The sequence below is a fragment of the Streptomyces sp. NPDC093598 genome (assembly GCF_044764825.1).
Classification (GTDB): Bacteria; Actinomycetota; Actinomycetes; order Streptomycetales; family Streptomycetaceae; genus Streptomyces.
In genome coordinates this window covers 1-23,460 of record NZ_JBIWIV010000030.1, presented here as the reverse complement: position 1 = coordinate 23,460, position 23,460 = coordinate 1, and the positions used below count along the sequence as shown (strand labels likewise).

General features: G+C 71.5%; 19 protein-coding genes. 3 read left to right on the top strand and 16 right to left on the bottom strand.

The window, feature by feature from the left end:
* Positions 1 to 396: 396 nt before the first annotated feature.
* The gene (locus ACIRDU_RS38355) at positions 397 to 1,071 is read right to left on the bottom strand and encodes a DUF4097 family beta strand repeat-containing protein (protein WP_403588820.1); all 675 of its coding nucleotides are present in this window, start codon (positions 1,069 to 1,071) and stop codon (positions 397 to 399) included.
* A 233-nt stretch (positions 1,072 to 1,304) separates the two neighbouring features.
* On the opposite strand from ACIRDU_RS38355, the gene ACIRDU_RS38350 reads away from it, so the two are divergent.
* Together ACIRDU_RS38350 and ACIRDU_RS38345 are read left to right on the top strand one after the other, a co-directional pair.
* A complete protein-coding gene (locus ACIRDU_RS38350) occupies positions 1,305 to 2,060 on the top strand; it encodes a helix-turn-helix domain-containing protein (RefSeq protein WP_403588818.1) in 756 nt (251 codons plus the stop codon).
* A gap of 225 nt (positions 2,061 to 2,285) precedes the next feature.
* Positions 2,286 to 2,810 (top strand): GtrA family protein, encoded by a 525-nt coding sequence (locus ACIRDU_RS38345; RefSeq protein WP_403588816.1) that lies wholly within the window; start codon positions 2,286 to 2,288, stop codon positions 2,808 to 2,810.
* A gap of 102 nt (positions 2,811 to 2,912) precedes the next feature.
* Here ACIRDU_RS38345 and ACIRDU_RS38340 read toward each other — a convergent pair whose 3' ends face one another.
* Positions 2,913 to 3,665, bottom strand: coding sequence for a TetR/AcrR family transcriptional regulator (locus ACIRDU_RS38340; RefSeq protein ID WP_403588814.1), 753 nt, complete (start codon positions 3,663 to 3,665; stop codon positions 2,913 to 2,915).
* A gap of 441 nt (positions 3,666 to 4,106) precedes the next feature.
* Between ACIRDU_RS38340 and ACIRDU_RS38335 the strand changes: the two genes are divergently transcribed.
* Positions 4,107 to 5,558, top strand: coding sequence for a serine hydrolase domain-containing protein (locus ACIRDU_RS38335; RefSeq protein WP_403588812.1), 1,452 nt, complete (start codon positions 4,107 to 4,109; stop codon positions 5,556 to 5,558).
* 183 nt (positions 5,559 to 5,741) lie between these two features.
* On the opposite strand, the gene ACIRDU_RS38330 is transcribed toward ACIRDU_RS38335, so the two are convergent.
* The 14 genes from ACIRDU_RS38330 to ACIRDU_RS38265 all read right to left on the bottom strand — a co-directional run.
* Positions 5,742 to 6,386, bottom strand: coding sequence for an RDD family protein (locus tag ACIRDU_RS38330; protein WP_403588810.1), 645 nt, complete (start codon positions 6,384 to 6,386; stop codon positions 5,742 to 5,744).
* Between the two features lie 176 nt (positions 6,387 to 6,562).
* Positions 6,563 to 8,110, bottom strand: a complete 1,548-nt coding sequence (locus ACIRDU_RS38325; RefSeq protein WP_403588808.1) for an MFS transporter — start codon at positions 8,108 to 8,110, stop codon at positions 6,563 to 6,565.
* Between the two features lie 294 nt (positions 8,111 to 8,404).
* Complete coding sequence (locus tag ACIRDU_RS38320) at positions 8,405 to 9,634, bottom strand: acetylornithine transaminase (RefSeq protein ID WP_403588806.1); 1,230 nt, start codon at positions 9,632 to 9,634, stop codon at positions 8,405 to 8,407.
* Positions 9,631 to 10,668, bottom strand: a complete 1,038-nt coding sequence (argB, locus tag ACIRDU_RS38315) for an acetylglutamate kinase (RefSeq protein ID WP_403588804.1) — start codon at positions 10,666 to 10,668, stop codon at positions 9,631 to 9,633. Before argB ends, ACIRDU_RS38320 begins: the two co-directional genes overlap by 4 nt.
* Positions 10,665 to 11,816 (bottom strand): bifunctional glutamate N-acetyltransferase/amino-acid acetyltransferase ArgJ, encoded by a 1,152-nt coding sequence (gene argJ, locus ACIRDU_RS38310; protein ID WP_403588802.1) that lies wholly within the window; start codon positions 11,814 to 11,816, stop codon positions 10,665 to 10,667. The genes argB and argJ overlap by 4 nt, the downstream gene beginning before the upstream one ends.
* Complete coding sequence (argC, locus tag ACIRDU_RS38305) at positions 11,813 to 12,841, bottom strand: N-acetyl-gamma-glutamyl-phosphate reductase (RefSeq protein WP_403588800.1); 1,029 nt, start codon at positions 12,839 to 12,841, stop codon at positions 11,813 to 11,815. Before argC ends, argJ begins: the two co-directional genes overlap by 4 nt.
* A gap of 61 nt (positions 12,842 to 12,902) precedes the next feature.
* On the bottom strand, positions 12,903 to 13,460 hold the full coding sequence (locus ACIRDU_RS38300; protein ID WP_403588798.1) for an AAA family ATPase: 558 nt from the start codon (positions 13,458 to 13,460) through the stop codon (positions 12,903 to 12,905).
* A gap of 320 nt (positions 13,461 to 13,780) precedes the next feature.
* Positions 13,781 to 15,025, bottom strand: coding sequence for a cytochrome P450 (locus ACIRDU_RS38295; protein ID WP_403588796.1), 1,245 nt, complete (start codon positions 15,023 to 15,025; stop codon positions 13,781 to 13,783).
* Positions 15,022 to 15,486, bottom strand: coding sequence for a hypothetical protein (locus ACIRDU_RS38290; protein WP_403588794.1), 465 nt, complete (start codon positions 15,484 to 15,486; stop codon positions 15,022 to 15,024). The genes ACIRDU_RS38295 and ACIRDU_RS38290 overlap by 4 nt, the downstream gene beginning before the upstream one ends.
* Positions 15,487 to 15,656: 170 nt before the next feature.
* Positions 15,657 to 16,484, bottom strand: a complete 828-nt coding sequence (locus tag ACIRDU_RS38285; RefSeq protein WP_403588792.1) for a dimethylarginine dimethylaminohydrolase family protein — start codon at positions 16,482 to 16,484, stop codon at positions 15,657 to 15,659.
* A gap of 219 nt (positions 16,485 to 16,703) precedes the next feature.
* Complete coding sequence (locus tag ACIRDU_RS38280) at positions 16,704 to 16,919, bottom strand: MbtH family NRPS accessory protein (protein ID WP_391215409.1); 216 nt, start codon at positions 16,917 to 16,919, stop codon at positions 16,704 to 16,706.
* A 39-nt stretch (positions 16,920 to 16,958) separates the two neighbouring features.
* Positions 16,959 to 18,275, bottom strand: coding sequence for a lysine N(6)-hydroxylase/L-ornithine N(5)-oxygenase family protein (locus ACIRDU_RS38275; protein ID WP_403588790.1), 1,317 nt, complete (start codon positions 18,273 to 18,275; stop codon positions 16,959 to 16,961).
* Between the two features lie 166 nt (positions 18,276 to 18,441).
* Positions 18,442 to 19,119: an FMN-binding negative transcriptional regulator gene (locus tag ACIRDU_RS38270; protein WP_403588788.1), complete on the bottom strand. Its 678-nt coding sequence runs from the start codon at positions 19,117 to 19,119 to the stop codon at positions 18,442 to 18,444.
* A gap of 73 nt (positions 19,120 to 19,192) precedes the next feature.
* The coding region (locus ACIRDU_RS38265) for an amino acid adenylation domain-containing protein (protein WP_403588786.1) at positions 19,193 to 23,460 on the bottom strand (4,268 nt) is incomplete at its 5' end.

Sequence of the window (23,460 nt, the reverse complement as noted above, 5' to 3'; positions counted from 1 at the left end):
CTGCGCGATGGGCAAGCGAACTCCCGCGCTGCGCGCGGGAGTTGCGCTCACGCTCCGCGTGAGCAGCTGCTGCTCGCTGCGCGAGCAGCACACCTGCCTTGCTGCGCAAGGCGGGTGACGCTCCGTCCGCTGCGCTCCCGGAGCTGCGGGCCTACGGCCCCGTGAGGGTGGCCTCCGCTGCGCTCCAGCCACCCGGGCCGCTACGCGGCCAAAAGGCCGGCCCCGCTGCGCGGTGCAGGCAACGGGCCTTCGACGCGGGCGGCGAGGAGAGGGAGTGGGTGTGTCTGACTCTGGCTGCTCACCCTCTGGGACCAAAGTCCTGTCAACTCGGTGTGCTTCATTTTTAATTCTGGATAGATTCTGGACTGGGCCGTGATCTCGGCTTCCGGCCGAGGGTCACAGGCTGCGGGCGGTGATGTCGCCGTGGGTGGTGGTGGCGTGGATCCTCAGGTCGGCCGCGGCTCCGTCGCTGTTCTTGAGGGCGTTGTCGATGCGGCCGAAGGAGGTGCCGGCGTCAAGGGTGGCGGAGATTCCGCGAGCGGCGCCGACCGAGATCTGGCCCTGCTGGGTGCGGAGCGTGACGGTGCCGCGGACGGCCTCGTCGATGCGAATGTCGCCCTTGTGGGTGCTGACATCTGCAGGGCCGGTGAGGCGGCCGACGATGACATCCCCGGCCAGGACGGCCAAGCGGGCGCCGGCGGCCTCATCGAGCTTGACCCGGCCTTGAGCCCCGTCGAAGGCGACCTCGCCCAGCCGCCCGACGCCCCGGAACTCGGCGCCGGCCGCCTTGGCCGTGATGTGGGAGCCCGCGGGCAGTCGTACGGTTACCTCGACCGAGCCGGACGGTCCCAGAATCCGGTTCGTCGTCGCAGCCTTGGCCGTGATCCGCAGGATGCCGTCGGCGCATTCGACCGCGGTCCGCTCGGCCAGCTTGACGTCCCTGTTCCTCGCAGGGTTGGCAGGCCGGACCTCGACCCTGGTGTCGGTCCGGTCGGCGGCGATGACCTGCACCCGGCCGGCCTGGATGTCGAAGACGGCGGAGATCGGGGCGGGAGTGTCGAACTTCTGCATCGTGCCCTCCGGCGGGTCGCAGTTTCTGATGCCCGAAAGGCTACGTTGCGTTCATGCATTGAGCAACATAGACGTTGCACATAATGAGCATAGGAGCAGGTGAGTACCTGAAATCATTGCAATGGCTTCGGTATTAACGCAACGAGCGAGTCTCCAATCATTGCAATAGCTTGAGATCGAACGCTACGCTCACGGCACCGAGAACCACACCGCAGGGGACGAAGGAGACCGTGATGCCAGGAGGCAGGCTCACCCAGCAGGAACGCCAGCAGATCGCGCTGGGACTGGCCGACGGTCTCGCCTACGCGGAGATCGCCCGGCGCCTCGAGCGGCCGACCTCGACGGTCACGCGTGAGGTGATGCGCAACGGCGGCCCCACCGCCTATCGCGCCGACCTGGCCCACCGCGCCACCGAACGCCGCGCCCACCGCCGCCGGCAGACCGCACCGCGAGAGGGCGGGGCACCCGAGCAGGCCTATGGGCGCGACCCCGAGGCGGTGCGCGAGTACGGGGAGACACTCACGACCGTCATGATGGCTTCGGGTATGCCCACGATGACGGCCCGGGTACTGGCCTGCCTCACACTCACCGACACGGGCAGCCTCACTGCGGCGGAACTCGTCCAGCGTCTCCAGGTCAGCCCGGCGTCCGTCTCCAAGGCCATCGCGTTCCTCGAGAGCCAGGACCTCGTCCGCCGGGAGCAGTACGAAGGGCGTCGCGAGCGCTACGTCGTCGACGACGACATCTGGTACCAGTCGATGATGACCAGCGCCCGGTCCATCGCTCACATCGTCGAGACCGCGCGGCAGGGCGTCCACGTCCTCGTCTCCGGCACCCCGGCCGCCACCCGCCTGGAGAACATCGCCCGCTTCCTCGACTTCGTCTCCGAGAGCACCGCGCGCGCCGCGGAACAGGCCCGCGAGATCCTCCGCACCAAACCCGAAGCAGCCCCGGGTGACAACTCCGAGCCGGGTGCGGAGCACGGATAGACCGAGCGCAAGCCGAGTGGGCGCCCCTCACGGAGCGTTCACCGTCAGATCATTGCAATGAACAGGCTTCATGTATTGCGTTAGCCGCTGGGCCATTGCAACGATTTAATGGCTTTGAACTGCGGTTATAGGTCCTATATGCAATTGATTCGTTGCCATCTGCTCGAATGCAACGTAGCGTTTCCATCACAGGAAACAGAACGTGAGTGATCGAGGGGGCGGATCATGGAGACAGCGCAGAGCCGGCGGCAGACGGCACCCGGCGCCTTCACCGCCTTCGCCCGCTTCGTGCTGTGCGGCGGCGGAGTGGGGCTCGCCTCCAGCTTCGCCGTGGCGGCCCTCGCCTCCTGGATTCCCTGGGTCCTGGCCAACGCCCTGATCACCGTGGTCTCCACGCTCATCGCCACCGAGCTGCACGCCCGCTTCACCTTCGGCGCGGGCGGACACGCGACCTGGCGCCAGCATGCGCAGTCGGCCGGGTCCGCGGCAGCCGCGTACGGAGTCACCTGTGCGGCGATGTTTGTCCTGCAGCAGTCGGTGGCGGCACCCGGTGTGGTGCTCGAGCAGGTCGTCTATCTGTCCGCTTCCGCGCTCGCGGGCGTCGCGCGGTTCGTGGTGCTGCGTCTCCTCGTCTTCGCGCGGAGCACCTCGCAGTCTGCAGCCCCCACCCGCACCGCCCGTCCCGCGTTCACGAGCATGACCCTCACCGCGGCACCCGTCGGCCCTGCGGTGTTCTGCCGCACCGCCTGACCGTCGCGTCAGCGGGAGGGAACGATCTCCCGTGCGGCGGCCCGGGCAGCGAGCACCGATGAGTCCAGGCGAGCGCGCGCGTCCGATCCCGTACGGGTCACTTCACGTTCCCGCCGCCTCGGCGTGGCCCAGCTGTTCCAGGCGTGCCGCGAGGCCGTCGAGAATGCGCTGGAGGCCGTAGTCGAAGGTGTCGTCACGGACGGCACGGGGGGCCCTGTCGTGCTGGGCGACTTGGGCGGCGTGCAGGTGGGGGTGGGCGCGGGTGGCCGCTTCGACGGCGGGGCGCAGGGCGCGGAGCCAGTCGGACTCGGTGCCGCCGCTGCGGGCGATCATGGAGAGGTAGGCGGCCTCGCTGGTCGCGACACCGATGACATAGGAGACGACGGTGCTCATGGCGCTGTCGGTCTCTTCGGCGGGAAAGCCTGCGGTCTCGAACAGGGCGAGCATGCGGTCGGACATGCGCATGACGTTGGGGCCGAGGTGGGAGAGACCGACCTGGCTGAGGACCGAGGCGACCCAGGGATGGCGGAGCACCATCGCCCGCAGGGCGGTCGCCGCGTCGACGACTGCCGGGCGCCAGGCGGCGCGGTCCGGCGCGGGCGCGATCTCCAGTTCGCCGTAGACCTCGTCGACGACGAGTTCGATGAGCTCGTCCCTGGTGGCCACGTGGCGGTAGAGCGAGGTGGCACCGGCGCCGAGGCGGGTGCCCAGGGCGCGCATGCTGAGGGCCTCGATGCCGCGGGCGTCCAGGAGGCCGACGGCCTCGGTGACGATGCGTTCACGGGTGAGGTGCTCGCGTCGGGGACGGGGGCGGGTCCAGACGGAGGGGATCGGCTGCTGCTGGCCCTGCGGCATGCGTGGTCCTCACCTTCTACTCTCTGCGTTCTTCGGGCCCCGGGACGGCGGGCCGGGTCAGCTTACGGTGTGCGCATCGTTCGTACAGTGTGCGCTCCCGGGCTGGGCGCCGGGCTCGGCCCGTGGGGGCGCTCGGGCAACGGCGGGCGGGGCGGTGCGGGGGGCGCGGCATGGGGGCACTCCGGACGGGACGGCGGGTACGAGCCCCGACACTGCACCGCTGAAGGCGTGCTGTGCACAAGGAGGTCCCGGGCGCCCGTATGAACGGCTTCCGATGCGGAAGGCCGAGTTCTACGGTCGGGATCCCGCCCTCGTGCGGGCGGCCGTGGAGGCGTCCGGAGGTTGCACACGGCGTGACCGATTACCGCCGTTGCGTACACGATCCCCGGATGCGTACGATGTTCGCATCGGGGGAACAGTGTGCACAACGGAGGAGGAGCCTTGCCGAAGAACATGACCTGGGACGCCGACGGCAACTGGACGGTGAGCGGCGACTGGGGGGCGGCGGACTCCAGCGGGCTCGGCCTCTACCTCGACCACTGGCAGTCGCGCCTGGACCAGCTGCGCTCAGCGCACCACGTCCCCGGCGCCACCGCGGCGGTCCTGGTCGACGGCAAGGTGTATGAGCTGGCCAGTGGGGTGCTCCACCGGGGCACGGGAGTGGAGGCCACCACCGACTCGGTCTTCCAACTCGGCTCACTCGCCAAGATCTACACCGCGACGCTGATCATGCAGCTGGTGGACGAGGGCAACCTGGACCTCGACGCTCCGGTCCGCGCCGTCCTGCCGGACTTCACGGTCGCCGACGAGGAGGCCTCCCGCATCATCACGCCCCGTCAGCTGCTCTCGCACACCAGCGGTTTGACCTGTGACTTCACCTACGATTCGGGGCGCGGTGACGACTGCCTGGCGCGCTATGTGGAGGCGGCGCGCGAAGTCGGCCTGGACTGCCCGCCGGGCACCGCGGTCTCCTACAGCAGCCTCGGATACAACGTGCTCGGCCGGATCGTGGAGGTGCTCACCGGGCAGACCTGGGACACCGCGCTGAAGGAACGCCTGCTGGCTCCGCTGGGGCTGGAACAGACCATGACCCTGCCGGAGGAGGCACTCGCGCACCGGGCGGCCATGGGGCACCTGGGCGAACTGGGTGAGGAGCCGGCCCCGGCCCCCGCCTGGGACCTGATGCCGCGTTCGGCCGGCCCCTACGGCCGGGTGCTCGCCAGCGCCGGCGACGTGGCCCGGCTGGCGAAGCTGCACCTGGACGAGGGGCGACTGCCCGAGGGCGAGCGACTGCTGTCGGCCGACTCCGTCCGTACCATGCAGCGGCGCGAGGTGGACGTCCCCGACAAGTGGACGGTGAGCGCGGACGGCTGGGGACTCGGCTGGACGCTGTACGACTGGGAGGGCACTCCCGGCTTCGGCCATGACGGCGCATCGATCGGGCAGTACGGGTTCCTGCGGGTGGCACCCGAGGCGAAGGTCGCCCTGGTGCTGCTGACCAACGGCGGGGACGCACGCCGGCTCTACGAGGATCTGTTCGGGGAGTTGCTGCAGTCGCTGGCCGGGGTGCGGATGCCCGCAGCGTTCGCTCCCCCCGAGCAGCCGCCCGCGGTGGACCTGGCGCCGCTGACGGGCGTCTACCGGCGGGAGGGCGTGGTCATCACGGTCACCGAGCGGGAGGGCACGGCGCATCTGGTGTACGAGTTCGTCGACGGGATGAAGGACTTCTCGCCGCCGCTGGAGATGGACCTGGTGCCGCTCTCCCCCACCGTCTTCGCCGGTCCGGGCAGCGGTGCCTACAGCGCGGACTGGATGCCCGTGGTGTTCTCCACGCTCTCGGACGGCACGGCGTGCGTGTACATCGGGATGCGGGCGGCGCCGAAGGTGGCCTGAGCCGACCGCCTCAAGCACAGGCAGAGGGCCGGGGACACCCCCCGGCCCTCTTCGCGCATCTCCGAGTAACAGACCGATCACGCTTTTTAAGGCGGCCCGCGCCCTGGAGGTCCGTGCAACCCATCAGGATTGGACAGTTGAAAAACCAGGATGACGGTTTGCGGAGCGGCTTGAGGTCCCAGGTCAAGGACGCAAGCGCCGGACCACGGTCGTTCCGGCCAGACGGTCGGCCATCGACCGACCGGAGTCGGTCAGGGCCGGCAGCACGTTGGACCAGAAGACGATCACCGACAGAAGCCAGACGGTGAAGGCGGCGGCGAACGCCCCGAACACCAGCAGGCAACAGGCGAGCGCGAAGCAGGCGACATCGGCGGTGGTGCTCACGGCCGCGCGCACGGCGGCGGCGCTCCGGGTGCAGGGGACGACTTCGAGGCCGGCCAACATCTTGCCGGGGGTGCGCCGGAAGAGGGCCAGTGAGACCCAGTGGTAGAGGAAGGTGCCGGCCACCAGCAGGGCGAGGGCCTGGATCACCAGGACGGCGATCTCGTGCCACATCGTCCCCAGCAGGTGCTCGGTCCGGTCGAGGGCGTTCCCGGGGCTGGTCAGCAGATCCCAGCCGTTGGACTGGACGAGATCGGCGGCCTCGGCGACGTGCGCCAGCACACGGCGCAGGGTCAGGCCGCCGAGCAGCCAGGCGAAGAGCAGGATCAGTGCGAAGTCGGCGGTCCAGGCGAGTGTCCGGCGCAGGGTGCCCGGGCGGGGTGGAGCGGGAGCGGGCGGGGCGGCGGGCCGGGGCGGAACGGGCGCGGTCACGGGTGTGAAGGTCATGGACTCCCCCTGAAGGCGGGCGTACGAGATGGGCGGACACGGCAAAGGCGGTGCCGGACGATTCCTGAGGCTCGGTGTCTCAGAGGTCGTGCGGCACCGCCCTGCCGGCGGCTCCGGGACCGGACTCGGGGCAGGCCCGGCCCGGAGCTTTCCGGGGTGACGCGGTTGGCGGCCGGTCAGCGCACCGCCAGGTTCTCCTCCCGGTTGTGCCCCTCGGCCTGGTCCGGAGCCTGCGCGCCGGTGCCGACGGCCGGATCGGCGTGCGCCCCCTTGGGCTCCTTCATGAGGAAGAGGGCGAGGACCGCGGCGGCCACCACGCCGGCGGCACCGGCGAGGAAGCTGGCGGACATGCCCTGGGTGAAGGCCTCGTGGACGGGGGCGAGCAGGCTCTTGTCCTGCCCGGCCTCGGCCAGGGCATCACCGATGGAGTGCCGGGCCGCCTCGGAGGCGCCGTCCGGCAGGCGGGAGGAGAAGACCCCGGTGAGGACGGCGCCCAGGGCGGCGACACCGAGGGCGGCGCCGGCCTGCTGGATGGTGTCGTTCAGCGCGGAGCCGACACCGGCGTGCTCCTCGGGGATGGCGCCCATCATGGCGGCCATGGCGGCCGGCATGGCCAGACCGCTGCCCGCGCCCATCAGGCACATCGCACCGGCCAGAACCATCCAGCTGTCACCGGTGGACAGCGTGGACAGCAGGGCGAAGCCCGAGGCGATGACGAGCAGGCCGGTGACGGCCATCGGGCGGTTGCCGGTCTTGGCGATCAGCGAGGCGCCGATGGTGTTGAAAAGCAGCGTTGCCACCGCGAGCGGGGTGAAGGCCAGGCCGGTCTCGGTCGGGGTGTAGCCGAGGACGAACTGCAGGTACTGGGTGAGGACCAGCATCAGCCCGCCGTTGGCGAGGGTGAGCAGGACCAGGGAGAAGCTGGCGCCGGTGAAGACTCGGTCGCGGAACAGCGCGAGCGGGACCATCGGGGAGGGGTGGCGCTTCTCCCAGAGGCCGAAGGCGATCAGGCCGACCACGGTGACAGCCAGGGAGACCTGGGTGCCGGTGTGGGACAGACCGCCCTTGGGCAGCTCGTTGATCGTCCAGACCAGGGCGGTCATGCCGACCACCGACAGGACCATGCCGACCGGGTCGGCCTTGCGCCAGGGGCCCTTGGACTCCGGCATCAGGACCAGCGCGGCGACGATGGCGAGCGCGGCGATCGGGATGTTGATCAGGAAGACCACTCCCCACCAGTAGTGGGCGAGCAGGGCGCCGCCCAGGAGCGGACCGCCGACCAGGCCGACCATGGCCACCGCGCTCCAGGCGGCGATCGCCTTGGGGCGCTCGGTCTCGTCGAAGACCGTGATCAGGATGGAGAGGGTGCTCGGCATGATCAGCGCGCCACCGACACCCATCAGGACGCGGCCGACGATGAGCAGGTCGGGGCTGGTGGCCTCCATGGCGAGGGCCGAGGCCGCGCCGAACAGGACCAGGCCGATCACCATGACCTTCCGGCGGCCGAACTTGTCGGAGAGGCTTCCGGCGGTGAGCAGCAGGCCGGCGAAGACCAGCATGTAGGACTCCAGGATCCACTGGATGTCCTGGGCGGTGGCTCCGAGTTGCTCGGTGATCGTCGGCACCGCGACCGTGAGCACCATGTTGTCGACCACCAGCACCAATGTGCTGAGGCACAACACCACCAGGATGAGCCAGCGGCGTGGGTGTCGTTCTTCCATCATTCAACCTTTCGAGCGGCATGGTTCCGGCAGCCGGAGCCGACAGGAGCGGACTGGCAGTATCAAACCAACTTCGCGGTTTTTTATCTAGTCCTATTCCGGTCCCTCTGAGCCCAGTCCTGACCGGCGAGACGCAAGCCTGTCCCGTTCCGCAGGGGTTTGCTCCGAACCGTCCGGGACGCTGCCGGTCCTGGCGTTCCGACCGGGCGGGAGCCGGCCGTCATACGGGGTGGGGGTGTGTGGGGGTGTGCAGGGAGGTGGGGACGTACGGAATCCCCGGTTCGGTGCGACGTCGGGTCAGTACGGCGCCACGGCGTCCAGCACGGCGGGGAGCCGGTCCAGGAAGAGGTCCGCGTCGGCGTCGGAGAGGATGAGCGGCGGGGCCAGCCGGATCACGTCCGGGGCGGCCGCGTTGACCAGCAGCCCGGCCTGCTCGGCAGCGCGCTGCACGCGGTCGGCCACGGGCCGGGAGAGCACCATGCCGAGCAGCAGTCCGCGGCCTCGTACCCCTGCGACCAGCGGGTGGCGCAGTTCCTCGATCCCGGAGCGCAGCCGCTCCCCCAGGCGCCGGACATGGTCGAGCAGGTCCTCCCGCTCCAGGGTGTCCAGGACCGCGAGCGCTGCCGCGCACACCACGGGGTTGCCGCTGAACGTGGAGCCGTGGGAACCCGGGGTGAACAGCCCGGCGGCCGGCCCGAAGGCGAGGGTGGCGCCGATCGGCAACCCGCCGCCGAGCCCCTTGGCCAGGGTGATCACATCGGCCTGGACTCCCTCCGCCTGGGCGGCCAGCCAGTGGCCGGTCCGCCCGACCCCGGTCTGGATCTCGTCCAGGACCAGCAGCGTCCCGGTGGCCTCGGTGATCTCCCGGGCCGCCGCGAGGTACCCGGGCGGCGGGGTGACGACCCCGGCCTCGCCCTGCACCGGTTCCAGCATCACCAGCGCGGTCTGCGCGGTGACGGCGGCCCGCAGTGCGGCGGTGTCGCCGTACGGAACGAAGGTGACGTCGCCGGGCAGCGGGTGGAAAGCGTCGCGCTTGGCGGGCTGGCCGGTCAGGGCGAGCGCGCCCATGGTGCGGCCGTGGAAGCCGCCGTGGGCGGCGACCATGTGCCGACGGCCGGTCAGCCGGCCCAGCTTGAAGGCGGCCTCATTGGCCTCGGCCCCTGAGTTGGACAGGTAGACCCGGCCCGGACGGCCGGCCAGGGCGAGCAGCCTTTCGGCGAGCGCCACTGCCGGCTCGGCCGCGTACAGGTTCGAGACATGGCCGAGGGTGGTGAGCTGCCGGGTGACCGCCTCGACCACGGCCGGGTGGGCGTGACCGAGGGCGTTGACCGCGATACCGCCGAGCAGGTCGAGGTACTCCTTGCCGCCGTCGTCCCACACCCGGGTGCCCGCGCCCCGGGCCAAGGCCAGGCGCGGGGTGCCGAAGGTGTCCGTCATGGCCTCGCGCCAGCGCTCCGTCAGCGGGGGCACGGGCCGGGCTGCCGACGGCCCGCGGACCGTTCCCTTCGGGGACGCCGGGGCGCTCATGCCGCCGTCTCCTGCCGTATCACGGCCGTACCGTCCTGGCCGCCCGGTCCCCTGCCCGAGGCGGCCGGGGCGGGGCGGGGACGGGCGGGCGCGGTGTCGTCGGGGACGACCATGGTGCCGATGCCGTCGTCGGCGAGGATCTCCAGGAGGACCGCGTGCCGGACCCGGCCGTCGATGACCCGGGCGCTGCGCACGCCGGCGGCCACCGCATCCAGGCACCCGCGCATCTTGGGGATCATCCCGCTGGCCAGGCCGGGCAGGAGCGCGGCGAGTTCGGTGACGGTGAGCCGGGAGATCACCTCGTCGCTGTGCGGCCAGTCCCGGTAGAGGCCCTCGACATCGGTGAGGAACATGAGGATCTCGGCATCCAGCGCACCGGCCAGCGCCGCGGCGGCGGTGTCGGCGTTGACGTTGAAGACACCTGAGCCCTCCGCGGCGTCGGAGGGCTCACCGCTGCGGGCTATGGAGGAGACCACGGGGATGCGTCCGTCGTCGAGCAGGGCCCGGACCACCCCGGCGTCCACATCGGTGATCTCACCGACCCGGCCGATGTCCACCCGCTCGCCGTCGACCTGTGCGTACGCCTTGCCCGCCGTCATCAGCCGGGCATCCTCGCCGGTCAGGCCGACCGCGTGCGGACCGTGCCGGTTGAGCAGGCCGACCAGTTCGCGCTGCACCTGGCCGGCCAGCACCATCCGTACGACGTCCATGGTCTCGTCGCAGGTGACCCGCAGTCCGGCGGCGAACCGGGACTCCAGGCCCAGCCGGTCGAGCTGTCGGCTGATCTGCGGGCCGCCGCCGTGCACCACCACCGGGCGCAGTCCCGCGTGGTAGAGGAAGAGGATGTCCTCGGCGAAGGACGCCTTGAGCCGGTCGTCGACCATGGCGTTGCCGCCGAACTTGACGACCACGGTGCGGCCGCGGTGCCGGGCCAGCCACGGCAGCGCCTCGACCAGGGCGTCGGCCTTGGGCAGCGCGGTGTGCTTGCGGGCCGCGGCCAGACCGGTGGGGGTCAGGGAGCTCAGTGCGCTCATGAGGAGTACTCGCTGTTCTCGTGGACGTACTCGGCGGTCAGGTCGTTGGCCCAGATCACGGCGGACTCACCGCCGTTGGCGAGGTCGGCGGTGATATGGATCTCCCGGCCGCTCAGATCGGCATGGGAGCGGTCCTCGCCGATGGAGCCGTCCTTGCAGACCCACACCCCGTTCATGGCGATGTTCAGCCGGTCGGGATCGAAGGCGGCCTTGGTGGTGCCGATCGCGGAGAGCACCCGGCCCCAGTTGGGGTCCTCGCCGTGCAGGGCGCACTTGAGCAGGTTGTTGCGGGCGACGGCGCGGCCGACCTCGACGGCGTCGTCCTCGGTGGCGGCGCCGACAACCTCGATCCGGATGTCCTTGGTGGCGCCCTCGGCGTCACCGATCAACTGGCGGGCCAGGTCCGCGCAGACCGTGCGGACGGCCGCGGAGAACTCCCCGGGGTCGGGGACGTTGCCGGAGGCTCCGGAGGAGAGCAGCAGAACGGTGTCGTTGGTGGACATGCAGCCATCGGAGTCGACCCGGTCGAAGGTGGTGCGCGTGGCGGCGCGCAGCGCCCGGTCCAGCTCGGCGGCCTCGACGACGGCGTCGGTGGTGAGCACGACCAGCATGGTGGCCAGCCCCGGGGCGAGCATGCCCGCCCCCTTGGCCATGCCGCCCACAGTCCAGCCGTTCCCGCGCAACACCGCCGTCTTGTGCACGGTGTCGGTGGTCTTGATGGCGACGGCCGCCGCCCTGCCGCCGTCCGGACCGAGTGCGGAGACCGCGCTGTCCAGCCCCGGGAGCAGCCTGTCCATCGGCAGCGGTACGCCGATCAGGCCGGTGGAGGCGACGGCCACCTCGTCGGAACGGATGCCGAGCAGGCGTGCGGTGTGTTCGGCGGTGGTGCGGACGTCGCGTTCCCCGGCCGGCCCGGTGCAGGCGTTGGCACCGCCGGAGTTGAGGACCACCGCTGTCAGCCTGCCGTCCGCCAGGACCTGCCGGGACCAGCGCACGGGTGCGGCCTTGACCCGGTTGGAGGTGAAGACGCCCGCGGCGGCGCGGCACGGGCCGGTGTTGACCACCAGGGCCAGGTCCGCACTGCCGTTGCTCTTGATCCCGGCGGCGACGCCCGCCGCGGTGAACCCTCGTGCTGCTGTGACGCTCACGGTGCGACTCCGATCGTGGGAAGCCCGGTGGACTCGGGCAGTCCGAGGGCGATGTTCATGCTCTGCACCGCACCGCCCGCGGTGCCCTTGGTGAGGTTGTCGATGGCTCCGACGGCGACGATCCGGCCGGCCGTCTCGTCGAGGGCGACCTGGACCTGCGCGGTGTTGGCGCCGCGCACGGCGGCGGTGGCGGGCCACTGCCCCTCGGGCAGCAGGCGGACGAACGGCTCGTCGGCATAGGCCTTGGCGTAGGCGGTGCGGACGTCCTCGGCGCTCACACCCGGCAGGGCCGGGGCGGAGCAGGTGGCGAGGATGCCCCGGGACATCGGGGCGAGCGTGGGGGTGAAGGAGACGGTGACCCGCTCCCGGGCCACCTGGCTCAGGCTCTGCGCGATCTCCGGGGTGTGGCGGTGGCCGCCGCCCACGCCGTACGGGGTCATCGACCCCATCACCTCGCTGCCCAGCAGGTGCGGGCGGGGGGTGCGGCCGGCTCCGGAGGTGCCGGAAGCGGCGACCACCACGGCCTCGGGCCCGGCCAGCCGGGCGGCGTAGGCGGGGAAGAGGGTGAGGGCGACGGCGGTCGGGTAGCAGCCGGGCACCGCGATCCGGGTGGCGGTGGCCAGCGCGGTACGGGCGCCGGGGAGTTCGGGCAGGCCGTAGGGCCAGGTGCCCGGGTGGGGGGAGCCGTAGAACTTCTCCCAGTCGGCCGCGTCACGCAGCCGGAAGTCCGCGCCGCAGTCCACCACCAGCACGTCGGGGCCCAGTTCGCGGGCCAGAGCGGCGGACTGCCCGTGCGGCAGTGCCAGGAAGACCACGTCGTGTCCGGCCAGTTCGCCGGTGGTGGTGGGTACCAGCTCCCGCCCGGCGAGCGGAGCCAGTTGGGGCTGGACCGTGCCCAGGCGCGCTCCCGCGCTGGAATTGCCGGTCAGCGCGCCGACCTCCACTCCGGGATGACCGAGCAGCAGGCGCAGCAGCTCCCCTCCCGCGTAGCCGCTGGCACCGGCGACCGCTACCCGCACTGTCATGTTCCCCTCCTGGTCGGCGACGGCACGACTGTCCGTCAGAAGGGGCGGGCCGCCCAAGCGTTCAACCGTGTGCGGAGCCGCCGTGCAGGATCTCGATCCGGGCGAACCCTTCGGCGCGCAGGCCGGCTACGGCGTCGCGGGTGCGGGCGTACTGTGCGCGCACGGTGTCCCCCGGCAGCCTGCGATGGCGCGGACGCGCGGCGTTGCGTTCCAGGCAGAGCCCCAGCGGGGTGCCCATCACCAGAGCCACCGGCGGGGCGCCGTACCGCTCGGCCACGGTCAGCAGCCGCGCGCGGTCGGCGCCTTCAGTCAGCGCCGCGTCCACGACGCAGGTCCGGCCCCGGGCCAGGCGTCCCTCCACTTCGGTGACCAGGCAGTGCAGCTCCCGCGGGCACGAGGTGCCGGGTGAGGGCCACCAGGCGGCCGGGCCCGGGACGGCACCGGACGTCACCACGTCCGCCTCCGGCCAGGCGGCCGCCGCGGTGCTCTTGCCGCTGCCGGCGGGGCCGATCAGCAGCACCAGGAGCGGGCCGGGGCCCGCCCCGTCCCGGAGGGGCACGAAGGCACCGGCCCGGCGGCGGGCGGCGGGGGGTACCTCGGGCAGCACGGTCTCGGGCACGGGCGAGTCCTCCCAGTCGGGCAGTGCGGCGGGGGGCGGGGGGCGGCACGGCGGAGCCCGCAACCGCCAGGGACCGGACGGCGGTCACGCCAGTGGGGCTTCCCCGCCTCCGTTCGGTTGTACCGCAGGACTCGAGTGGAACTGCAGGGGTGTTCAAGGGTCGCTGTACCCGGGCTGTGTCCTGCGTCCGGCCGGGCCTGTGCAGCGCGGGATCCGCACGAAGGGCAGCGCGAAGGCCCGCACGGCGGGGGAGACCGTGCGGGCCGGGCGCCGGGGGCCGGCCCCGTCACGCAGAGGGCCGGTCCCGGCGGGCAGGAGGGTCAGAGGCGGACGGGCAGGGCGCGCAGGTGGCGGCCCTCACCGGGCAGGTCGAAGTACTCCAGCTCGTCGCGTGCGGCCCCGAGGGTCAGACCCGGACGCTTCACGAGGAGCTGGTCGAGGACGACCTCGGCCTCCAGGCGCGCGAGCGCGGCTCCGATGCAGTAGTGCGCGCTGTGACCGAAGGCGACGTGGCCCACCCCGCGCCCGAGGTCCCGGGTGATGTCGAGCTTCTCGGGGGCGGTGAACTCCTCCGGGTCGTGGTTGGCGGCGAGCAGCGCGCTGGTGACCGCCTCGCCCTTGCGGACCGGCATGCCGGCGAACTCCAGGTCCTCGGTGGCGTACAGCGGCGCGCCCATCGGGACCGGTGAGGTGAAGCGGAGCAGTTCGGGCACCGCGCGGGTGATCAGCTCCGGTTCGGCGCGCAGCCGTGCCAGCTGGTCGGGGTGGTCCAGCAGGGCCAGGACCGAGGCGGCGATGAACAGGGCGGGCGGGGTGATGCCCGTGTTCACCAGCAGCAGCACCAGGGCGACCATCTCGGTCTCGGTCAGACCGCCGTCCGCCTCGTCGCCGGAGGCGATCCAGGCGGAGACCAGGTCGTCGGCGGGCTGTGCGCGGCGGCGGGCTATCAGGCCCCTGGCGTACTCGACCATGTTGCGCAGGGCGGGCACGAACAGCTCGGGGTCGCCGGAGGCGTACTCGCGGATCCAGGTGCGCATGTCCGCCACGTCGGGCTCGTCGACGCCGATCAGTGCGCAGATCACGGTGGACGCCAGCGGATAACCGACGTCCTCGAGGAGTTCGGCCTCCTGCCGGGCGGCGAGTGGCGCGATCAGGTCGGCGGTGATCTGCTCCAGGCGCGGCCTGAGCGCGTTGATCCGGCGGGCGGTGAAGGACTTGGTGACCAGGGCGCGCAGTCTGGTGTGCTCGGCGCCGTCGACGAGGACCATGATGCCCAGGTAGTCGCGGTACTCGGCGGGCAGCCCGTAGGCGTCGATCATCTGCTGGGCGATGCTCGGCCCGTCCTGCACGTACCCGGGGACCTTGGCCTGGTCGCGGACGAAGCGGGGGTCGGCGAGCGCGGCGCGGGCGTCCTCGTAGCGGGTGATCAGCCAGACCGGTGTCTCGATGCCCGGCAGGGTCACCCGCACCAGCGGGGCCTGGCGGCGCAGCGCGGTGTAGCCGCGCTCGGGGTCGCTGATCAGCTCGGAGGTCAGCTCGACGGTCTCCGGCGCGATGACGGTCATGGCTCTCCTTGGACGGTGGAACGGATGAGGGCGGCCGTCGGTGCGGGCCGCTCCAGACGGGTGCGGGCCAGGCGGACCAGCCAGGCGTTGAGCGAGCTCCCTTCCCGGGCGGCGGCCTGTTCGGCCCGGGTCTTGAGCGGCTCGGGCAGGCGGAGGCTGACCCTCGACACCGGGCGCGGGTCCGGGTCCCGGGGCGGGGCGGGAGGCAGGTCCTGGTCGCCGGGGCGGGTGACGGCGAACCGGGGTTCGGTGCCGTGCAGGAACACCCCCACCGTGACGGGCGCGAGGTCGCGGCTGATCTCCCCCGCCGCGTCCGAAAGCAGACGCAGCAGGGTGAGCCGGGTGGCCGGTTCCAGTGCCGCGAGCAGCCGGCCCGTGCACACCTCGGCGTCCTCGCCCGCAGCGCGGGCGGCCGTGGCCAGCTCGCGCCGCAGGGTGTCGAGGTAGGGGGTCAGGTCCATGGGCGTCAGCCTGCTGTCACCGTGACGCCGTCACAAGGCTGTGCAGTTGAACACGGACGTGCGCGGGCGCCCGCCCCGGGGTGGTGGGGCGGGCGCCCGCGGGCACGGGCGGCGTGCGGGTGGCGCCGCGGTCCGTGCTCGCCGGCCGGACTGCGGCCGGAGCGTGCTGGTCAGAAGCGCAGTTCCTGGGTGCAGCTCTTGATGCCGCCGCCGGCCTTGCGCAGTTCCGACACGTCGAGAGTGTGAGGGCGCAGGCCGCGGCCGCGCAGTTGCGCGGCGAGCCGCTGGGCGGACTCGGGCAGCACCACGTTCAGGCCGTCGCAGACCGCGTTCAGGCCGAGTTCCTCCGCGTCGTCGCGGCCGACGGTCAGTGCGTGGGGGAAGAGCCGGGCGAGCACCGCGCGGGCGGCGGGGGTGAAGGCCTCCGGGTGGTACACGATCTCGTCGCCGGTGAGCACGCACAGCGCGGTGTCCAGGCGGGGGAAGCGGGGGTCGGCAAGCTCCAGGGAGATCACCGGCCGGCCGAAGAACTCCTGGGCCTCGCGGTGTCCTTCGGGGACCGGCCCCGGTGCGTGCCCGGCGAGGATCCAGTCGGCGGTGACCGCGAAGTCGCCTTCGCCCTCGCCGGGGTGGTCCGCCTCGCGGACCGCGGGGAAGCAGTTGGCCCGGAACCAGGTCAGGTGGGCGGGTGCCCCGGCGGCCCGCGCGGGGTCGCGAAAACGGGTCCCGAGCACCTTGCCGTCGATCACGGTGGCACCGTGCGCGACGAGGGCCATCTGCGGCGCCTCGGGTACCGGGGCGACCAGGTCCACCCGGTGGCCGAGTTCGAGGTAGAGGTAGTACAGGTCCTCCCACTGGAGCAGCGCCAGTTCGGCGTCGATCGGCTTGGCCCGGTCGGTCCCGGGGCGGAGGCTGCGGCCGCTGCCGAGGTGGTCGGGGCGGCACATGAGGTAGTGGCGGCGAGTGGCCCTGCGGTCGTGCACCGGTACGGACGTCATGACGGCTCCGGGAGGGGTGGGCGGATGGCGGTGCGGTGCGGGGGAACTGCGAAGTCGTGGGTGGTGCGGGTCAGGGGCGGGGAGTCGAGCGCCGGGCCCGTCCCGGGCGTCGTCGGCCGGTACGGGCCCACGCTCGTCATCTCCTCGTCGCTCCTGTCGTGCGTTCGGGGTGGCTCCCGCCGTACGGACGATCCGTGCTGTCCGTGCAGGGGAGAGGGGTCACTTCACGCCGGCGGTCTCCCGCAGGCTCTTGGGCCGCATGTCGGTCCAGTGCTGTTCGACGTACTCCAGGCACTCCTTACGGCCTTCCTCGCCGTACGCAACACGCCAGCCGGCGGGCACGTCGGTGAAGGTGGGCCAGAGCGAGTACTGCTCCTCCTCGTTCACCAGGACGTAGAACCGGCCGTCGGTGTCGTCGAACGGGTTGGTGTTCATGGGCACACTCCGTCTCTCAAGGAATCGTGCGGCGTGGATTCACGCCGCGTCGTACTGCCGGGAGCTCCTCCTCTCCGCGATCGAGTCGGCGATCTCCCCGCTCCTGACCGCGATGTTGGACAGGAGGGAGGAGGCCAGGCCGTGTGTGTGCTCGGTCCCTCCCTGCAGGTAGACGCCGCAGTTCACCTCGGTATCGGTGAGGAGCCGGTAGTCGCGCTGTACGCGCAGCCGGCCCTGCTCGTCACGGAGGCAGTGGGGCTCCAGGTCGCCAAGGAGCCCGGAGGGCTCCATGGAGTCGTAGCCGGTCGCGAAGACCAGGACGTCGACGTCGAGCTGGTGGGTCGAGTCGTCGCGCACCGAGTGCATCGTGATCCGGACGTCGTCGCCGGTCTGCTTCACGCTGTCCACCCGGGACAGGTTGCGGAAGTCCAGCCGGGGGGTGCCGCGCACCTCGTCGTCGTAGGCGCGCTGGTGCAGGTCGCGGATCACCTCGTCGTCCACCACGCCGTAGTTGGTGTTGCGGTGGTAGTGCCAGAAGGCGTCCCTGGCCCGCTGGGTGCCGCCGTAGTAGTCGTCGACCGCGTCGGCGTCGAAGATGCGGTTGGCGAAGGGGGTGTCGTCGGCGATCGAGTACCCGTAGGACGGCATGACCGCCGAGACCGTGGCCCCGGGCAGCTCGTCGTAGAAGAAGCGAACGATCTCGGCGGCGCTCTGGCCGGCGCCCACCACGGCGACCCGTTTGACCTGCGTCGGGTCCAGGGCCCGGAACCTGGCGAGGAACTCCGAGCTGTGCCAGACCCGTTCGTCGCGTTCGATGCCGGTGGGCATCCTCGGCACCAGACCGGTGGAGACCACCAGATTGCGGGCTTTGACCAGCCGAGTGCGGCCGCCGAGCCGCTGTTCGCGCACCTCGACCTCCACGTGCCCGGCCGGGGAGCGGCCCGGGCCGGAGGGAAGCTTCACCGAAAGCACCTCGGAGCTGTAGGAAACCCGGTCGGAGAAATGCGACTCGGCCCATTCGAGGTAGTCGTGGAATTCCTGGCGGGTTGGGAAGAAATCCTGGTTGTTGACGAACTGGGCGAGGCGGCCGGCCGCGTGCAGATAGGAGACGAAGCTGTAACGGGAGGCCGGGTTGCGGAAGGTGGCCAGGTCCTTGAGGAAGGAGATCTGCATCTTCGCCGACGGCAGCAGCATGTTGCGGTGCCAGCCGAGCTCCGGCTGCTTCTCGAAGAACGCCGCTTTCAGCGGGGTGCCGTTCCTGGTGCTGTCGTGCTCCTCGAGCGCCACGGCCAGCGACAGGTTGGACGGGCCGAATCCGACGCCCACCACATCGTAGATCTCAGCCTTGGTTCCCATGCGATATCTCCCGTCGATGACGTCCGGTGGTTTTTCGCGAATCTTGCTGGCGATTCTTCTCTGCTTTTCCGGGGCATTCAAGAAATTACGCCTGTCGATGACGGACAGTCAATTCCGTGCAGTGCCCGGAAATTCAAATTTCGGAATCAGTGTGCGCGGGTGTTCATCAGGCGGCGTGCGGGCAGCCCCGGGCCGGCAGGCGGTCCATGAGAGCGGCGGTCTCGCGGTGCCGGGTGGAGCCGGAGGCGGCGAAGGAATCGCGTACCCGGGCGCTGACATGGGGGTCCTGCTCCTGGCTGAGCTTGAACATGCCCTCGGCGCCGGTGACTTCGATCCGGAAGCCGCCCACGGCGGGCAGGATCTTGTGGAAGTAGTCCAGCGAGTCGGTCATGTCCCAGCCGTCGCCGAACCGTCCCTCGAAGGCGCTCACGGTGGCTCTGACCACCGCCAGGGTGGCGTCGCCGGGTTCCTCCGGTTCCAGCTTGTGCAGCCGTCCGTGGACGTGGACGGCGGTGAAGTCCCAGGTGGGCGCCGCGGGCGTGACGCCGTAGACGGTGGGTGAGACATACGCGTGCGGGCCGGTGAAGACCAGAAGCACGGGGTCGCCGTCGGCGAGTGCCTTCCAGTGCGGGTTGGCCCGGTTCATGTGGCCGAGCAGCAGGCCGCCGGCCAGGTCGTCGGACCACTCGCCCGGCATGTCCGGGTCAGGGATGACGGGCAGGTGTGTGGCGTACGGGTCGTGTCCGGAGGGCCCGTTGGAGGTCATCAGGGCGAGCGGGTTCCCGGTGAGCAGGTCGGTCATCCAGGACCCGTCCGGCCGGCGGTAGGGGGCGGGTACGAACATGCGGGTGCACATCCTCGAATGAAGGCGGGGCGGGTGACCCGTCGGGGAGCGTGCCGCGCTCCCCGACGGGTGGTCAGGCGGACCGGTGCCGTGCGGCGAGCGCGCGGGCGATCTCCCCGGCGACGGCGGCCGCGTGCTGCGGTGCGCAGATCTCGTGGTGGGTGCTGGGGATGTCGTGGACGGTCAGGGTGCCGGTGACGTACGGCTCCCACTGGTGGGTGTAGGGCGCCTCGGGGTTGCGGGTGGCGTTGAAGAACAGCACGTCCCCGCGGTACACCGGCGTCCGGAACCGCTTGAGCATCTCCACGTTGTTGACCAGGAGCCGGGAGGCGGTGGCGAGCAGCTGTTCCTCGCCGTCGCCGACGAGTTCGCCGGCATGGTCCCTGAGCAGGGCGCGTACCTGGCCGAGCTCGAGGTCGGGGTCATTGGCGAAGTGCCCGCCGGGAGCGGTGTCGAGCAGGGCGAGCAGGGCGACCTGGTGCCCCTGCTCCGTGAGAGCGGCGGCGACCGCGTGGGCGACCGCGCCACCGAAGGACCAGCCGATCAGGTGGTAGGGGCCTTCGGGCTGGTGCGACCGTATCTCGCGCACGTAGTCGTCCACCAGGGTTTCCAGCCGGTCCGGCAGTTCCTCGGTGCCGTTCAGGCCGCGGGCCTGCAGGCCGTAGGAGGGGCGGTCAGCGGGCAGGTGGGCGCTGTAGTTGAGGTACGGCCACGCCAGGCCGCCGGCCAGGTGCATCCACCACAGGGGCTCCTTGTCGCCGCCGGTGCGCAGCGGCAGCACCTGGGCGAACGGGTCGTCCCCGCCCGCCTGCGAGGCGTCCTGTGCCGTCCGCAGTGCCTGCTCGACGTGACCGGCGAGTTCGGCGACGGTGGGTGCCTGGAACAGGGCCCGCATCGGCAGCGGTGCCTGGAAGTGGTCGCGGATGCGGCTGCCCAGGCGGGCGGCGAGCAGAGAGTGGCCGCCGAGGGCGAAGAAGTCGTCGTCGATGCCGACCTTCTCCAGGCCGAGGACGTCGGCGTAGAGCCGGGTGAGGATCTCTTCGGTCTCGGTGCGTGGTGCCCGGTACTCCTGTCCGGCGAACTCCGGTACGGGCAGCGCGGCCCGGTCGAGCTTGCCGTTGGGGGTGAGCGGGAGCCGGTCCAGGACCATGAAGGCGGCCGGGACCATGAAGGCGGGCAGCTTTTCGGTGGCGAACTCCGTCAGCTGCGCCGGGTCGGGTGCCGCGTCCCGTTCGCCGACCACGTAGGCGACCAGTTGCCTGCCCGCGCCGCGCCGTTCCAGGGCGACGACGGCGGCTTGGGCGACGCCCGGGTGGGCGACCAGGGCGGCCTCCACCTCTCCGGGTTCGATGCGGAAGCCGCGGATCTTGACCTGGGAGTCGCCGCGGCCGACGTACTCCAGTTGCCCGTCGGTGTTCCAGCGGGCCAGGTCGCCGGTGCGGTACATCCGTTCGCCGGCCGCGCCGAAGGGTCCAGCGACGAACCGTTCGGCAGTCAGGTCGGCCCGGCCCTGGTAGCCGCGGCCGACGTCACCGGCGATGTACAGCTCGCCGACCACGCCTACCGGCACCGGCGAGAGCCCGGGGCCCAGCACGTAGGCGCGGACGTGGCCGAGCGGGGAGCCGATGGGGGCACTGCCCGAGCCGTCCCAGGCGTCGTCCGCGGCGGTGTCGGGGACGGTGAAGGTGGTGGCGTAGAAGGACTCGCTCTGCCCGTAGGCGTTGACCATCCTGACGCCGGGGAAGGTCTCGCGGATCTGGCGGACCAGGCCTGCGGGCAGTGCCTCGCCGGCGAAGACCAGGGTGTCGGGGCGGGTGGTGGAGGCGATCTGGTCGAGGATCTCGGCGAACACCGAGGGCACGGTGGAGATGACGTCGCCGTCCCAGCCGTCCCGTTCGGCGAGTGCGAGGACGTCGCGGACGACCTCGACGGTGCCGCCGGTGCACAGCGTGGTGAAGATCTCGAACGCGGAGACGTCGAAGTTCACCGAGGTGCCGGCGAGCATCCGGCGGCCGGGTGCGGAGCCGATCCGGATGGCCAGCCGCAGTACGCCGTTGACGACGTTGCTGTGGGTGATGGCCACGCCCTTCGGCTTTCCGGTGGAGCCCGAGGTGTACATGACGTACGCCAGATTGCCGGGGCGCAGCGCGGGCGCCTGCGGGGAGTCCGGCGGCGGAATCTCGCCGAGGGTGTCCAGGTACAGGTGCGGCACCTCGGCGGGCGGCAGCACGGACCGGGTCCCCGTGTCGGTGAGGATCAGTGCCGGTGCCGCCTCGTCGAGGATGTGCGCCAGGCGGTGGCTGGGGTACTTCGGGTCGACCGGCAGGTACGCGCCGCCCGCCTTCAGTACGGCCAGGAGCCCGGCGACCAGGTCCACCGACCGGGGCAGGGCGACCGCGACCACGGTCTCCGGTCCGACGCCGCGGGCGGCCAGCTCGCGGGCGAGCCGGTCGGCGCGGGTGTCCAGTTCCCGGTAGGTGAGCGTGGTGCCGTCGCAGGTGACGGCCTCGGCGTCGGGGGTGGCGGCGACCTGCTGGGCGAACAGTTCGGGCAGGGTCACCTCCGGCGCGGGGGTGTCGGCATGGTTGAACTGGTGCAGCAGCCGGTCGCGTTCGGCGGCCCGCAGGACCTCCACCTGGCCGATGGGGCGTCCGGGGTCCTCGGCCAGCTGCCGCAGGACGAGCTGCAGGCTGTCGGCGAGCGACTGGACGGTGGCCCGGTCGAAGACACTCTCCTTGTACTGCAGGGCGAGCCGGAGGTGCGGGTCGGCGTCGGCCATCAGGGTCAGCGGATAGTGGGTGCCGGAGAACGGCCGGATGCCGCTGAAGGAGATCCCGCCGGCGGTGTTGGCCTCGTTGAGACCCTCCTGGTCCACCGGGTAGGACTCGAAGACGACCAGGGTGTCGAAGAGGGTGCTCATGCCGGTGGCGCGGTGGATCTCGGCGAGCGAGTGGTGGTGGTGGTCGAGCAGCGCGGCCTGGTCGCCCTGCAGCCGCCGCAGCATGTCGGCCAGGCTGTCGCCGGGGCTGTAGCGGGCCCGCACCGGCAGGGTGTTGATGAACAGGCCGACCATGGAGTCGACGTCGGTGACGGCCGGCGGCCGCCCGGAGACGGTGGCTCCGAACACCACGTCGGTGCGGCCGGTGAGTTCGCCGAGCAGCACCGCCCAGGCCCCCTGGAGCAGGGTGTTGACGGTGACGCCGAGTTCGGAGGCACGCCGGTTGAGCAGGCGTGCCTCGTCGGCGGGCAGCACCACGTCGACCTGGCCGGCGGCGGAGGTGTCGCGGTCGTCTCCGGCGTGGGAGCGGGCGTCGCCCCGTACCACCAGGGTCGGCTCGTCGATGCCGTCGAGCTCGTTCGCCCAGGCGCGGACCGTCTCGCTCTCGTCCTGCTGCGAGAGCCAGACCAGGAAGTCGCGGTAGCCGCGGGTGCGGGGCAGGACCGAGGCGTCGCCGGCCGAGCCGTACAGGCGCAGCAGGTCGGTCATGACGATCGGGAACGACCAGCCGTCGAACAGGACGTGGTGGGCGGTCAGTACCAGTTCGTAGCGCTCGGGGCCCAGCTTGAGCAGGGCGAACCGCAGCAGCGGTGGGACGAGCGGATCGAAGTGGTGGTGGTGGTCCTCGGCGAGGAAGGCCTCGAAGGCGGCCTCGCGCTCGTCCTCGGGCAGGTGGCTGAGGTCGGTCTCCTGCCAGGGGACGTCGATGCCGTCGACGACGAGTTGCACCTGGCGGCCCGCGGCGTCGTGCACGAACGCGGTGCGCAGGTTGGCGTAGCGGTCGAGCAGCGCCTGGGCGGCGGCCCGCATCCTGGCCGGGTCGACCTCACCGGTGACGTGGAAGGCGATCTGCATCTGGTAGGCGTCGACGGCGTCGTCGTCGTGCAGCATCGACTGGAAGAGCAGTCCGGACTGCAGCGGGGTCAGCGGCCAGACGTCGGCGAGGGCGGGGTACTGCTGCTCCCAGCGTTCGATGTCGGTCTGGGTGACATCGACCAGCGGCAGGTCGGAGGGGGTGCGGCCGCCCGCGCCGGAGGACTCGACGTGCCGGGCCAGCGCGGTGAGCGCCTCGAACCAGAGGCCGGTGAGTTCCTCGGCCTCGGCGCGGCTCAGGACACCTTCGGGGAAGGCGACGACCGCGTCGAGTCGCGGGCCCTGGTCGGTGTCGACGACCGCGGAGTTGATCTCCAGGCTGGACATGGCGGGCATGTCGGCGTCCAGGTCTGCCGCCAGGTCCAGGCCGGTGATCTGGGTGAAGCCGAGTCCGCGCAGGTGCTCGGGCATGTCGGCGGCGGAGAACCGGCCCAGATAGTTGAAGCCGATCTGCCCCGAGGACGGGTACG

Coding starts and splice junctions, on each gene's coding strand:
- ACIRDU_RS38355 (WP_403588820.1), bottom strand. CDS start 1,071: ATGCAGAAGTTCGACACTCCCGCCCCGATCTCCGCCGTCTTCGACATC.
- ACIRDU_RS38350 (WP_403588818.1), top strand. CDS start 1,305: ATGCCAGGAGGCAGGCTCACCCAGCAGGAACGCCAGCAGATCGCGCTG.
- ACIRDU_RS38345 (WP_403588816.1), top strand. CDS start 2,286: ATGGAGACAGCGCAGAGCCGGCGGCAGACGGCACCCGGCGCCTTCACC.
- ACIRDU_RS38340 (WP_403588814.1), bottom strand. CDS start 3,665: ATGCCGCAGGGCCAGCAGCAGCCGATCCCCTCCGTCTGGACCCGCCCC.
- ACIRDU_RS38330 (WP_403588810.1), bottom strand. CDS start 6,386: ATGACCTTCACACCCGTGACCGCGCCCGTTCCGCCCCGGCCCGCCGCC.
- ACIRDU_RS38325 (WP_403588808.1), bottom strand. CDS start 8,110: ATGATGGAAGAACGACACCCACGCCGCTGGCTCATCCTGGTGGTGTTG.
- ACIRDU_RS38320 (WP_403588806.1), bottom strand. CDS start 9,634: ATGAGCGCCCCGGCGTCCCCGAAGGGAACGGTCCGCGGGCCGTCGGCA.
- argB (WP_403588804.1), bottom strand. CDS start 10,668: ATGAGCGCACTGAGCTCCCTGACCCCCACCGGTCTGGCCGCGGCCCGC.
- argC (WP_403588800.1), bottom strand. CDS start 12,841: ATGACAGTGCGGGTAGCGGTCGCCGGTGCCAGCGGCTACGCGGGAGGG.
- ACIRDU_RS38295 (WP_403588796.1), bottom strand. CDS start 15,025: ATGACCGTCATCGCGCCGGAGACCGTCGAGCTGACCTCCGAGCTGATC.
- ACIRDU_RS38290 (WP_403588794.1), bottom strand. CDS start 15,486: ATGGACCTGACCCCCTACCTCGACACCCTGCGGCGCGAGCTGGCCACG.
- ACIRDU_RS38285 (WP_403588792.1), bottom strand. CDS start 16,484: ATGACGTCCGTACCGGTGCACGACCGCAGGGCCACTCGCCGCCACTAC.
- ACIRDU_RS38280 (WP_391215409.1), bottom strand. CDS start 16,919: ATGAACACCAACCCGTTCGACGACACCGACGGCCGGTTCTACGTCCTG.
- ACIRDU_RS38275 (WP_403588790.1), bottom strand. CDS start 18,275: ATGGGAACCAAGGCTGAGATCTACGATGTGGTGGGCGTCGGATTCGGC.
- ACIRDU_RS38270 (WP_403588788.1), bottom strand. CDS start 19,119: ATGTTCGTACCCGCCCCCTACCGCCGGCCGGACGGGTCCTGGATGACC.